The 12,684-nt window shown below is 64.3% G+C and carries 11 protein-coding genes and 1 pseudogene; 6 read left to right on the forward strand and 6 right to left on the reverse strand.

What is annotated here, in order from left to right:
* Nucleotides 1–20: 20 nt before the first annotated feature.
* Nucleotides 21–1,229, forward strand: coding sequence for an acetyl-CoA C-acetyltransferase (locus EHH60_RS20540; RefSeq protein WP_124161259.1), 1,209 nt, complete (start codon nt 21–23; stop codon nt 1,227–1,229).
* A gap of 18 nt (nt 1,230–1,247) precedes the next feature.
* Complete coding sequence (locus EHH60_RS20545; RefSeq protein ID WP_124161260.1) at nt 1,248–3,461, forward strand: FAD-dependent oxidoreductase; 2,214 nt, start codon at nt 1,248–1,250, stop codon at nt 3,459–3,461.
* Between the two features lie 599 nt (nt 3,462–4,060).
* Here EHH60_RS20545 and EHH60_RS20550 read toward each other — a convergent pair.
* Both EHH60_RS20550 and EHH60_RS38090 read right to left on the reverse strand, forming a co-directional pair.
* Entirely contained in the window at nt 4,061–4,369 is a 309-nt protein-coding gene (locus EHH60_RS20550; RefSeq protein WP_124161261.1) for a hypothetical protein, read from the reverse strand.
* 232 nt (nt 4,370–4,601) lie between these two features.
* Nucleotides 4,602–4,926, reverse strand: a pseudogene (locus EHH60_RS38090) (glutathione S-transferase N-terminal domain-containing protein); the annotation flags it as partial.
* A 126-nt stretch (nt 4,927–5,052) separates the two neighbouring features.
* Between EHH60_RS38090 and EHH60_RS20560 the strand changes: the two are divergent.
* From EHH60_RS20560 to EHH60_RS20570, 3 genes are all read left to right on the forward strand, one after another.
* Entirely contained in the window at nt 5,053–5,547 is a 495-nt protein-coding gene (locus tag EHH60_RS20560) for a MarR family winged helix-turn-helix transcriptional regulator (protein ID WP_124161262.1), read from the forward strand.
* A 100-nt stretch (nt 5,548–5,647) separates the two neighbouring features.
* On the forward strand, nt 5,648–7,018 hold the full coding sequence (locus EHH60_RS20565; protein WP_124161263.1) for a glutamate--cysteine ligase: 1,371 nt from the start codon (nt 5,648–5,650) through the stop codon (nt 7,016–7,018).
* A 166-nt stretch (nt 7,019–7,184) separates the two neighbouring features.
* Nucleotides 7,185–7,751: a PAN domain-containing protein gene (locus EHH60_RS20570; protein WP_124161392.1), complete on the forward strand. Its 567-nt coding sequence runs from the start codon at nt 7,185–7,187 to the stop codon at nt 7,749–7,751.
* A 153-nt stretch (nt 7,752–7,904) separates the two neighbouring features.
* On the opposite strand, the gene EHH60_RS20575 is transcribed toward EHH60_RS20570, so the two are convergent.
* From EHH60_RS20575 to EHH60_RS20590, 4 genes are all read right to left on the reverse strand, one after another.
* Nucleotides 7,905–8,471: a nucleotidyltransferase family protein gene (locus EHH60_RS20575; RefSeq protein WP_124161393.1), complete on the reverse strand. Its 567-nt coding sequence runs from the start codon at nt 8,469–8,471 to the stop codon at nt 7,905–7,907.
* A 41-nt stretch (nt 8,472–8,512) separates the two neighbouring features.
* Complete coding sequence (lepB, locus tag EHH60_RS20580) at nt 8,513–9,289, reverse strand: signal peptidase I (RefSeq protein ID WP_124161264.1); 777 nt, start codon at nt 9,287–9,289, stop codon at nt 8,513–8,515.
* On the reverse strand, nt 9,286–10,713 hold the full coding sequence (gene tldD / locus EHH60_RS20585; RefSeq protein ID WP_124161265.1) for a metalloprotease TldD: 1,428 nt from the start codon (nt 10,711–10,713) through the stop codon (nt 9,286–9,288). Before tldD ends, lepB begins: the two co-directional genes overlap by 4 nt.
* Before the next feature lie 118 nt (nt 10,714–10,831).
* Nucleotides 10,832–11,365 (reverse strand): invasion associated locus B family protein, encoded by a 534-nt coding sequence (locus EHH60_RS20590; protein WP_124161266.1) that lies wholly within the window; start codon nt 11,363–11,365, stop codon nt 10,832–10,834.
* 460 nt (nt 11,366–11,825) lie between these two features.
* Here EHH60_RS20590 and coxB point away from each other — a divergent pair, with 460 nt between their 5' ends.
* Entirely contained in the window at nt 11,826–12,680 is an 855-nt protein-coding gene (coxB, locus tag EHH60_RS20595) for a cytochrome c oxidase subunit II (protein WP_124161267.1), read from the forward strand.
* Nucleotides 12,681–12,684: the final 4 nt, after the last annotated feature.

A 12,684-nucleotide genomic window follows, 5' to 3' on the forward strand; every position in this document is an offset into this window, starting at 1 on the left:
GAACATCACAGGAGGGCGTCATGCCTGAGGCATTCATCTACGACCACGTTCGCACCCCGCGCGGCCGCGGCAAGCCGGACGGCGCGCTGCACGAGGTCACTGCCCTCGCGCTGGCCACCGTACCGCTGAAGGCGCTGAAGGACCGCAACAACCTTCCGGAAGATTCCGTCGACGACGTCGTGCTCGGCGTGGTCGATCCCGTTGGTGAAGCCGGTTCCGACATCGCGCGCTTCGCCGCGCTGAAGGCCGGCCTCGGCGAAGCCGTGCCCGGCGTGCAGATCAGCCGCTTCTGCGCTTCCGGCCTCGATGCCGTGAACTTTGCCGCCGCGCAGATCATGAGCGGCCAGCATGAATTGGTGATCGGCGGCGGCGCCGAATCGATGAGCCGTGTCGGCATCGGCGCCTCCGGCGGCGCCTGGCCGGTGGACCCCTCGATCGCGGTGCCGGCCTATTTCATGCCGCAGGGCGTGTCGGCCGATCTGATCGCGACCAAATACGGCTTCTCGCGCGACGACGTCGACGCCTACGCGGTGCAGAGCCAGCAGCGCGCGGGCAAGGCCTGGGACGAGGGCCGCTTCGACAAGTCCGTGGTGCCGGTGAAGGACATCAACGGCCTCACCATCCTCGCCAAGGACGAGCACATGCGTCCCTCGACCACGATGCAGTCGCTGGCGCAGCTGCAGCCCTCGTTCACGATGATGGCACAGATGGGCGGCTTCGACGGCGTCGCGATCCAGTCGCACCCCGAGATCGAGCGCGTCAATTACGTGCACCACGCCGGCAATTCGTCAGGCATCGTCGACGGCGCCGGCGCCGTGCTGCTCGGCAGCAAGGAAGCGGGCGCGAAGTACGGCCTGAAGCCGCGCGCGAAAATCCGTGCGTTTGCCAACATCGGCTCCGAGCCGGCGATGATGCTGACCGGTCCGGTCGACGTCACCGAAAAGCTGTTCGCGCGCTCGGGCATGAAGAAGTCCGACATCGACCTGTTCGAGCTCAACGAGGCTTTCGCCTCGGTCGTGCTGCGCTACATCCAGGCTTTCGACATCGACAATGCCAAGATCAACGTCAATGGCGGCGCCATCGCGCTCGGCCATCCGCTCGGTGCTACCGGCGCGATGATCCTCGGCACCGTGCTCGACGAGCTCGAGCGCACCAACAAGTCCACCGCCCTCGTCACGCTGTGCATCGGCGGCGGCATGGGCACCGCGACCATCATCGAGCGCGTCTAAAGTCAGGGAGCAACCAACATGTCGTACAAGAACTTCAAGGTTGAGACCGATTCCGACGGTATCGCGCTCGTCACCTGGGACATCCCGGGCCGTTCGATGAACGTGCTCGACGAGACCTCGACCAACGAGCTCGAGGCGATCGTCAAGGCGACCACGGCGGACGCCGCGGTCAAGGGCGTCGTCATCACCTCCGCCAAGGAGGCCTTCTGCGCCGGCGCCGATCTGTCGATGCTTGAAGGCATGAACCAGGCCTATGCGAAGGTCTTCAAGGAACAGGGAGAGACCGCCGCGAACCAGATGCTGTTCGACCAGAGCCGTCGCTTCTCGCAGGTGCTGCGCTCGATCGAGACATCGGGCAAGCCGTGGGCGGCCGCGATCAACGGGCTCGCGCTCGGCGGCGGTTTCGAGATCACGCTGTGCTGCCACTATCGTGTCGCGGCGGAGAATCCCAAGACGCGGCTCGGCCTGCCCGAGGTCAAGGTCGGCCTGTTCCCGGGCGCCGGCGGCACGCAGCGCGTGCCGCGTCTGGTGCCGCCGCAGGACGCGATGACGATCCTGCTCAAGGGCGATCCTGTTACGGTCGAGAAGGCCAAGGCGCTGAACCTGATCCATGCCGTCGTTCCTGCCGCTGACCTCGTCAAGGCCGCCAAGGACTGGATCAAGGGCGGCGGCAAGGCCGTCGCGCCCTGGGACGAGAAGGGCTTCAAGCTTCCGGGCGGTCCAGTGTTCTCCAAGGCCGGCATGATGATGTTCCCGGCCGGCAACGCCATCTACCGCCGCGAGACCTACGACAACTATCCCGCCGCCCGCGCGATCATGAGCTGCGTCTATGAGGGCCTGCAGCTGCCGATCGACGCCGCGCTGCGCGTGGAGTCGCGCTACTTCACCTCGGTGCTGCGCTCGAAGGAAGCGGCCGCGATGATCCGCAGCCTGTTCCTGTCGATGCAGGAGCTCAACAAGGGCGCGCGCCGTCCCAAGGACGTAGCCCCGACCAAGGTGAAGAAGATCGCCGTGATCGGCGCCGGCTTCATGGGCGCGAGCGTCGGCTACGTCTCGGCCCGCGCCGGCCTCGACGTCGTCCTGATCGATCGCGACCAGGAGAGTGCCGACAAGGGGAAGGCGCATGCGCAGAAGGTGATCGAGGAGCAGATCAAAAAGGGCCGCGCCAAGCCCACCGATGCCGAAGCCCTGCTCGCGCGCATCACGCCGACCGCGGACTATGCCGCGCTGAAGGACGTCGACCTCGTCATCGAGGCCGTGTTCGAGGACCGCAAGGTCAAGGCGGACACCTTTGCCAAGGCGCAGGAATATCTGAAGCCGGACGTGATCTTCGCGTCGAACACCTCGACGCTGCCGATCACCTCGCTGGCAGAGAGCTTCAAGGACCAGGGCAAGTTCATCGGCATCCACTTCTTCTCGCCGGTCGAGAAGATGATGCTGGTCGAAATCATCCTCGGCAAGAACACCGGCGATGTCGCGCTTGCGACCGCGCTCGACTACGTCCGCCAGATCGGCAAGACGCCGATCGTCGTGAACGACTCTCGCGGCTTCTTCGCCAATCGCTGCGTCGGCCGCTACGTCGCCGAGGGCAACGAGATGTTCCTGGAGGGCGTGCCGCCGGCAATGATCGAGAACTGCGCCAAGATGGCCGGCATGCCGGTCGGCCCGCTCTCGCTCTCGGATGAGGTCGCGCTCGACCTCGGTCTGAAGATCATGAAGGCGACCGAAGCCGATCTCGGCCCCAACGCGATCAATCCCGAGCAGAAGAAGCTGATGGTGGAGATGGTCGAGAAGCAGGGCCGGCTCGGCCGCAAGAACAGCAAGGGCTTTTATGATTACCCTGAGAAGGGCAAAGGCCAGAAGAGCCTGTGGCCAGGCTTGTCAGCGCTGCAGCCGAAGCAGCTCGATCCTGACACGCTTGATGTCGAGGAGCTGAAGCAGCGCTTCCTGGTGGTGCAGGCGGTGGAGGCCGCGCGCACGGTCGAGGACCACGTCATCACCGATCCGCGCGAGGCCGATGTCGGCTCGATCCTCGGCTTCGGCTTTGCGCCGTTCACCGGCGGCACGCTGTCCTACATCGACTTCATGGGCACGAAGAAGTTCGTCGAGCTCTGCCACAAGCTGGAGGCGAAGTACGGGTCGCGCTTCACCCCGCCGAAGCTGCTCGAGGAGATGGCTGCGAAGGGCGAGACCTTCTACGGACGCTTCGCGCCGAAGAAGGCGGCGGCCTAGGATTACCTTTAGCCCGGGCTACACATCCAAGAACAGCAAAGGCCGGATCATTGATCCGGCCTTTTTATCTTTCGTCTCCGAATGGAGAGAATGTGCGGCTCGATACCGTTTCGCCAGCGAGGGCCGGCTTTCCAGCGCCTTCGTTTCGGCAGGACTACCTGTCCTTCCTTGCTCTCGACTACGGCCGAGATGATCTGTGGTGGATCATGAAGGTGCAATCGCGCTGCGGCGTGACCGGTGTCGGCTAACCAAGCATCGCGAGCGCGCGCCGGCGGTCGCCATAACGATCAGGTTAATGAGGCGACTGTCTCCTGGAGATGTTCCTTCGACGTCGCCGATCACATGGTTCGCAATGTTGACGCGTTTCCGTGTCACGCTTCCCGTCGCGGCCGCGATCCGGCCGGCACCGCTCTTGCTGATGATCCACCGGATGGCCCATTTGGCATTGAAGGTGTCCCGCAATGATCTCCAAGGTGTCTCAAGACAGCGCAGCCGGCGTTGCGGTAAGATACGCCCCCCTATTGCTGCTGGGTCGGTCGTGGCCGCGCCGCGGGTTCCTCCGGCGTCGCAGGAAAATTCCCTCTTGGGTCGGCCTGGTCCTACTCGTTCTCGTTCTTGATGTCGGGATGGCCGTGCTTGCCTGGCACGCCGTCGATGTCGTCCTGCATTGAGAGCTCCCCGCTGTGCAGGTAGAACGTCGCTGCCAAATAGGCGAGCTGGCCGGCAATCAGGCAGCCGACGACGATTGGAATGCCCGCCCAAAATCCAAAGCCTGAGGTCTGAAGGACCGTGGCGGCAAGGATCGCGGTGGCCGGCGAGACCAGCAACAGAGTCCAGACTCGGAAGATTAGTCCTGTCGCCAAGCCAGTGATTGCGCTCGCGAGCAGGAGAAGGAGTACAGCCGTCACAATAGCTTTCCGGTCCAGTGGTCTGCGTCGTGTTCCCTAGCTGAAGCTGAGCCAAGTGGAATACTCTCACAAGGATTGTGACGGCCGCGGAGTGCACGACGCAGAGTTATCGTTAACCCTGACAATGCTCGTAAAATTGACGTCAGTGCATCTCGGATCTTCGGATTCTGCGAATGGTGCAGGCAAAGAGTTGGATCGATCCGGTTTCTTCGTCGCCTCCCCGATCGTTTTCTGCGAACAGCGGACGGAAGCTCTCGCGCTCCTCGGAGGTGAGGAAATTCAGCTCGTGATGGTCGGAGTTGTCGCGGGCCAGCGCCAGCGCCTCGGCTGAGGCCTGAGGGCGGTCATCTGGACAATCACCGGGCCTTCGGTCACGATCTCACCGCTGTCGAGGCCCAGCGCAGGGACCTGGCCCTAGGGTTCAGCATTAGATAATCCCCATCCGTTTCGAGCTTCTTGGCGCCGATTCGACCGCGACCAACTCGCAGGGCAGGCCGGCTTGCAGGAGGGCGATGTGGGGACAGCGAGCAGGCACCGGTCAGATCGTGCGGTTTCACGGAATTTCATCCGCCGGATGCTTGGTTCGGCCGAAAGGGCAACTACATGCACCTGCTTGAAATAGTCAATATTGATGCAGGTGCATCGAATGGAGTAAGAGACGGGCGACGAGCTTGAGCGGAACCATGAAACGCAGACCATCGACCGAGGCAACAGCCGCCTGGATCCGCCTGATGCGGGTGCAGAGCCGCGTGCTCGATTGCGTCGAGCAGGACCTGAAGAAGGCCGGCTTCCCACCGCTGGCCTGGTATGACGCGCTGCTCGAATTGTCGCGGGCGCCCTCGGGCGAGCTGCGGCCGGTCGAGCTCGAGCGGCAGATGTTGATTCCTCAATATTCTACCTCGCGGCTGATCGACCGCCTGGTCGACGAGGGCCTCGCCTTGCGGCGCGAATGCAAGATCGATAAGCGCGGCCAGTTCGTCGAGATCACGGAAGCCGGCCGCGAGTTGCAGAAGCGGATGTGGGGCGCCTATTCGGCCGCGATCGAGAAATATGTCGGTTCGAAACTGTCCGATGCCGATGCCGTCAAGCTCAGCAATCTGCTCGATCGCCTGGGCTGCTCGTGCGGCGAGATGAAACTGCCGGCCGCCGCCGTCAACGAAAGCATGCCGTCGCGATGATCGCGCGGCAAACCCGTTCGTCCGTGCAACCGGTGGGTTCGCGGGCCATCCCTGTCACCCGCGCGCGTTCGGTCGAAGCGCCTTTTGATTAGAGTTTGATATGGCGCGAGACCAGATCGATATGACACCGCTGCAATCGCGCGACGAACTCGTCGCGTGGTTCGAGGCGGGCTGCAAGGATCCGTCCGAATTCCGCATGGGCACGGAGCACGAGAAGACGCCGTTCACGCTCGAAGGCCACCGTCCGGTGCCGTACGAAGGTGCACGCGGTATCGGCGCGCTGCTCGAAGGCATGAAGCTCCTGCTCGGCTGGGAGCCGATCATGGAGAAGGGCAACATCATCGGCCTCTACGACGTCACCGGTGGCGGCGCGATCTCGCTCGAGCCTGGCGGACAGTTCGAGCTGTCCGGCGCGCCGGTCGAGAATGTGCACCAGACCCAGAGCGAGTTGATGGCGCATCTGGCACAGGTGCGCGAGATCGCAACGCCGCTCGGCATCGGCTTTCTCGGGCTCGGCATGACGCCGTCCTGGTCGCGCGCCGATATTCCGGTGATGCCCAAGGGCCGCTACAAGATCATGACCAATTACATGCCGAAGGTCGGTCAGTACGGCCTCGACATGATGTACCGGACCTGCACGGTTCAGACGAATCTCGACTTTTCCTCCGAAGCCGACATGGTCAAGAAGCTGCGCGTTTCGCTCGCGCTGCAGCCGGTCGCGACTGCGCTGTTCGCCAACTCGCCGTTTACCGAGGGCAGGCCGAATGGCTTCCTCTCCTTCCGGTCCGAGATCTGGCGCGACACCGACAATGCCCGTTCCGGCATGATGCCTTGGGCGTTCGAGGACGGTATGGGATTCGAGCGCTATGTCGACTACGCGCTCGACGTGCCCATGTATTTCGTCAAGCGCGGCGAGGAGTACATCGACGTGTCGGGCTCTTCGTTCCGCGCGTTCTTCGACGGCCGCAACAACAATCTTCCCGGCGAGCGTCCGACGCTGTCGGACTGGGCCAACCATCTCTCGACGATCTTCCCGGAAGTGCGGCTCAAGCGCTATCTCGAAATGCGCGGCTCCGACGGCGGTCCGTGGGGCCGTTTACCGGCGCTGCCGGCGTTCTGGGTCGGGCTGCTCTACGACGACGTTTCGCTCGACGCCGCCTGGGACATGGTGAAGCACTGGACCGCGCATGAGCGTCAGGCCTTGCGCGATGACGTGCCGCGCTTCGGGTTCAAGTCGCGGATCAAGGACCGCTATCTGTTCGAGATCGCCAAGGAATGCCTCGTTCTGGCCCATGCCGGCCTGCGCCGGCGCGGCCGGATCGACCAGCTTGGCCGCGACGAGACCCGGCACCTTGAGCCGCTCGATCGCATTATCGATTCCGGCCGGACGCCGGCGGAGGAGATGCTGGAGAAGTTCAACGGTCCCTGGAAGGGCTCGGTGGAACCGGTCTATGCGGAGTACGCGTTCTAGAGCTTGTTTGCGCATGATCTTCTCGGAAAACCGCTTCACACTTTTCCGGATCATGCTTTAGGCCAACGATCGGGATTTGAGCCGTTCATCGCCCATACAGGTTTGCGGCGATCAAATGGCCGGCCGGAAAAACCTGAGCGTCGTCAATAACTCGAAAGCTGTTTTGATGGGAAAGGGCCGCCTGTCCGGGGCCGTCATGGCCAGCGTCGCGGCATGTGTAACGCTGCTTTGGCTTGCATTTGCGAGCGTGCCGGCGCCTGCCCAGACGGCGTTCGATCGGCCCGGCGGCGATTACTTCAGCACGCCGGTCACGTCGGGCGATCCCGAGGATTGCGCGCTGCTGTGCGAGCGTGATCGCCGCTGCCGCTCCTGGAGCTTCAGCTATCCCGACGTCGAAGGCGGCTCGGCGGTCTGCTGGCTGAAGAACACCGTGCCGCCGCGCGTGCCGGGAAGTTGCTGCATCTCCGGGGTGCGCGGCGCCGGCGTGATCGAGCCGCGCGTCGAGGGCGTCGAGACGTCGATCGACCGCCCTGGCGGGGACTTGCGCAATTTCGACCTGAAGGACGGGGAGAGCGTGGAGACCTGCAAGGCCGCGTGCACCGCCGACAACAAGTGCCGCGCTTTCACCTACGCCCGTCCCGGCTACACCGGACGCGAGGCGCGCTGCTACCTGAAAAAGGAAATCAAGCCGCCGCGCCGCAAGGCGGGATTCACGTCGGGCGTGGTGCGGTGATGCTCGTACTTGTGCCCGGGCGCGCGCAGTACAAGTGATGCGCTGCTGAACCGGGGCCCATTACGACCCAGCAATCCTTGCACGATGGCTCCCGGCTCTGCGCCGCGCCGCTTCGCCGCGCCGCTTCGCCGCGCGCCTTGTCGGGACACGAGCTCACTCCGCCGCCATCACCGTGAGCTCCGGCCATAGCGCCTTCCATCGCGCGGCCTTCGCCTCGTAATTGGCTGCGGAAAAATTCGGCGCCCTGTTCGGTCGCACGATCAACTTCGCGATGTCGTCGAACCCGTGCGGCGCATAGACCTCGAAGTCCCCGCCGGCGCGCCGGATACCCAGCTGCGTATTCTTCGTCAGGAAGCGGTCGATGCCGTCCGTCGCGCGGGTCAACGGTGGATAGGGCAGGCCGTGTTTGTCCGGATACCACAAATGCACGCGCGCCTGGTTGCGGATCTCGATCCTGGCGCCGAGATGCGCGAGCCCTGCTTGCAGCCTGCGGATGACCGAGTCTTCCGCTTCCCACGAGGTGTCGGGATCGAAATAGAACACGTCGTAATCGGCGATGCCATGATCGACCGGGCGGCCCGTGAGCACATTCCACGCCGTCTGCGCCAGGCAGCCGGCGACAAGCCACGCGTCAGACAGCGCGAGACGACGGAGTTCGTCGATGATCGCGGCGTTGATGTGATTCTGCAGAACAGAAGCGACGAATTCGTCGCGGTTCATCGCTGCTGCTCCCGCTCTCCCGCTGGCAGGAAAGATGCAGGTCAATGCACCGCGGTGAAGAACCGTGCCAGCCTGAACCCGGACAGCCAGGTCCACACCGGCTGGCCGCGCATGCCGAGATCCCAGGAGCCGAGCACGGCATCGGCACGGCCGATCAGGTTGTCGATCGGCAACAGGCCGACGCCGCCGGCGCGCAGCGGCACGCGGCTGTCGGCGGAATTGTCGCGGTTGTCTCCGAGCACGAAGAGATGCCCGGCCGGCACCGTCACTTCGGGCGTGTTGTCGAGCGGGCCGTTCTCGCGCATCTTGAAGATCAGATGCGAGACGCCGTTCGGCAGTGTCTCGACATAGCGATAGGCGGGCTCGCTGCCGCCATGGTCGTCCTCGGCGGCGCCGACGCCGTCGGGCTTCAGCTCGGCCGGACGGTCGTTGATGAAGAGCTGGCCCTGCCGCATCTGGATCCGGTCGCCGGGCAGCCCCACGACGCGTTTGACCCAGGCCTGCGAGCGGTCGCCGGGCCAGCGGAATACGACGACGTCACCGAGCTTCGGCGTCTCCGCGAAGACCCGTCCGCTCTCGGGCAGGCTGATCTGAATAGGCAGCGACGAGGTGCCGTAGCCATAGGGAAATTTCGAGGCGAGCAGCGCGTCGCCAATCAACAGCGTCGGCTCCATCGAGCCCGACGGCACGTAGAACGGCTCGGCGAGCGCGCCCTTGGCGATGAAGACCGCGGCCACGATGCCGGCGAGCTGCACGAGTTGTCCGCTCCAGCCGCTGCTTTTCCGCTTCGGAGTGACAGTTGCTTTCTCAACGCTCATGCGCCCGTTCCACCCACCGTGATGCGTTCCATCAGCAGCGACGGCTGGCCGACACCGACCGGCACGCCCTGACCGTTCTTGCCGCAGGTCCCGATGCCGGTATCGAGCGCAAGGTCGTTGCCGACCATACGGATGCGATGCAGGTCGGTCGGCCCGTTGCCGATCAGCATGGCGCCCTTCAGCGGCGCTCCCAGCTTGCCATTCTCGATCTTGTAGGCCTCGGTGCACTGGAACACGTACTTGCCCGAGGTGATGTCGACCTGGCCGCCGCCGAAATTCGCAGCGAAAACGCCGTTCTTGACCGAGGCGAGGATCTCGGCCGGATCGCGGTCGCCCGCGAGCATGTAGGTGTTGGTCATGCGCGGCATCGGCACATGGGCATAACCCTGGCGACGGCCGTTGCCGGTCGGCTTCATGTTCATGAGCCGCGCGTTCTGGCGATCCTGCATGTAGCCGACGAGGATGCCGTCCTCGATCAGCACGGTGCGGTTGGTCGGCGTGCCCTCGTCGTCGATCGACAGCGAGCCGCGCCGCGAGGCGATGGTGCCGTCATCGACCACGGTGACGCCCTTGGCCGCGACCTGCTGGCCCATCAGGCCGGCAAATGCGGACGTCTTCTTGCGGTTGAAGTCGCCCTCCAGGCCATGGCCGACCGCTTCATGCAGCATCACGCCGGGCCAGCCGGCGCCGAGCACGACGTCCATCTCGCCGGCGGGGGCAGGGATCGATTCCAGGTTGACGAGCGCTTCGCGCAGCGCACCGTCGGCGGCCTCGCGCCAGTTCCTGCTCTCGATGAATTCGGCATAGCCCGCACGGCCGCCATAGCCCTTGCTGCCGCTCTCCTGGCGGTCGCCTTGGCCGGCCACGACGGAAATGTTGACGCGTACCAGCGGACGGATGTCGCGATAGCTCTCGCCGTCGGGGCGCAGGATCTCGACGACCTGCCAGGTCGCACCGAGACTCACGCTGACCTGCCGCACCCGCGGATCCTTGTCGCGCAGGTAAGCGTCGATCTCGGCGAGCAGCTTGACCTTGGTCTCGAAACCGGGCGCATCAAGCGGATTGTCATCGCCATAGAGCCGCACATTGGTGTGCGGGGGCGGCGCCGCGAAGCTGCCCGAATAGCCGCCGCGCACGGCTGCGACCGCGTCGGCCGCGCGAATCAGCGCCGGCAGCGACACGTCGGAGGAATGGGCGTAGCCGACCGCGTCGTCCTTGACGGCGCGCAGGCCGAAACCCTGCGAGGTGTCGTAGGTCGCCTGCTTCAGCCGCCCATTGTCGAACATCAGCGCTTCGGTCTGGCTGTACTCCAGAAACAATTCACCGTCGTCGGCGCCCGAAAGCCCGCGCGCGACCTCGTTGCGAACCTGGTCGCGGTCGAGATTGGCACGGTCGAGCAGGGAGGTTGTTGCAGGGTTGGTCATGCGTCCGTCCATTATCGGGGGGCTGTGAGGCAAGATAATGGTTTCGCGCCGGTTCCGCGAGGCGCCAAGCCTCACATTACGGAAACAATAGGATCGCTCACCGGCGCCCCATCCGACGCTACGGCAGCTTGTCGTAGCCCTCGCCGAGCCCGTTCAGGCTGAGCGGGAAGCCAATGCCTTCCTCGGGGGTCTCGAAGATGATGAAGGTTGCGGTCTTCGCGCTGCGGAGCTGGCCGAGCAGCTTGTCGTCCATCACCACTTCCGCCACGCAGCCGTTGGGCAGGCATCTGACGAACCCGGCGCGGCCGACGTCCTGGTTGTCGAGCTTGAGGCCCAGGCCGGAGGGCAGGAGGACCCCGAGCGGGGCGACCACGCGCATCAAGCGGCTCTTTTGGTCGGCGGTCTTGAGCACGATCACGGTCAGGCCGGCGTTGGAGCGGTCTTCCGCCACCACGCTCTGGATCAGGGCACATTGCTCGGTCTGGGCGCCGGGCGGGGTGTCGCAGCGAATCTGCCAGTCGCCATGGACGGAGCGGACCGCGCCCTGCGCATGGGCGAGGCCGGGGAGTGCCAGAAGGATGATTGCAGCCAGCAGGGCGGCCAGCGCCGGGAGGCCGTTAGCCGGCTTTGCCATCGATCTCGAAAGCCCCATCGGGTCTGTCCCTCTGCTCGCCTGGGTCGCTCGCGCTTGGCGGACTGATCTGGCGGAGTGATACGGGAATGACGGCGTCTTGAAGGCGATTCCCAAGCAAATTCCACGCCGCCTCGCGCCGCCGCCGCCCGCGCGAATCAGGCTCCTGCGCGGCCATCCGCCAGTGCCTACCGCGGGCAATTCCGCTGTCAAGCCGCGGCATCCCGGGAAACGGTATTTTTGTTTGATGTTTCTAGGAAATATCTTGCCGGTGATGGCTGACAGACCGGGCTCAAGACTGCATTGCGATAGATCAAGAATTATGATTTGAGAGGCTTGATTTCGCGTTCTAGCGATCTGGCCCCAATTCCTCTTAGAGGTATTCTTGCGTGGCGGTTTGTCGGACTGGCGGATCGAATAAGCGTTTCCCGGAAGCAGGGGAATGCACTTGGGGTGATTTCGTAAGGGGAGTGCGAACGGCATGAGGATGTCGATGGGTCGGGTGGGCCGGCAATTGCTGGGATTGGCCACCATCGCCTTGGCGGCGGCTGGCATCACGCTGGCGACGGGTGGTGCGGCATTCGCCGAGCTCGGGCAACCGGCGGCGTGGGAGTGGACGCTTCAGCAGTCCGGTTCCCCGGTGATGGACAACATCATCTGGTTCCACAATTTCCTGTTCGTGCTGATCACCCTGATCACGCTTTTCGTCCTGGCGCTGCTCGTGATCGTGGTCATCAAGTTCAACGCGAAGGCCAATCCGGTGCCGTCGCGGACCACGCACAACACGCTGATCGAGGTGGCCTGGACACTCGTGCCGGTGCTGATCCTGGTCGGCATCTCGGTGCCGTCGTTCCGGCTTCTGTTCCTGGAGCTCGACGTGCCGAAGGCGGATCTGACCATCAAGGCGACCGGCAAGCAGTGGTACTGGTCCTATGCCTATCCCGACAACGGCAAGTTCGAGTTCGACTCGCTGATGGCACAGGACAAGCAGCCCCGCCTGCTCGGCGTCGACAACGAGATGGTGGTGCCGGTCAACAAGGTGATTCGCGTCCAGACCACCGGCGCCGACGTCATCCACGCCTTCGCGGTGCCGGCTTTCGGCATCAAGATCGACGCCATTCCGGGCCGCCTGAACGAGACCTGGTTCAAGGCCACCAAGACGGGCGTGTACTACGGTCAGTGCTCGGAACTGTGCGGCAAGGATCACGCTTTCATGCCGATCGCCGTGCGCGTGGTGAACGACCAGGAGTTCGCCTCCTGGGTCGAGACGGCGAAGAAGAAATTTGCGAGCGGCGGCACCAGCACCTACGCCTCCGCGGCCGGCCCGACGCAGTGAGCGT

This window comes from Bradyrhizobium sp. RP6, assembly GCF_003837805.1.
GTDB lineage: Bacteria > Pseudomonadota > Alphaproteobacteria > Rhizobiales > Xanthobacteraceae > Bradyrhizobium.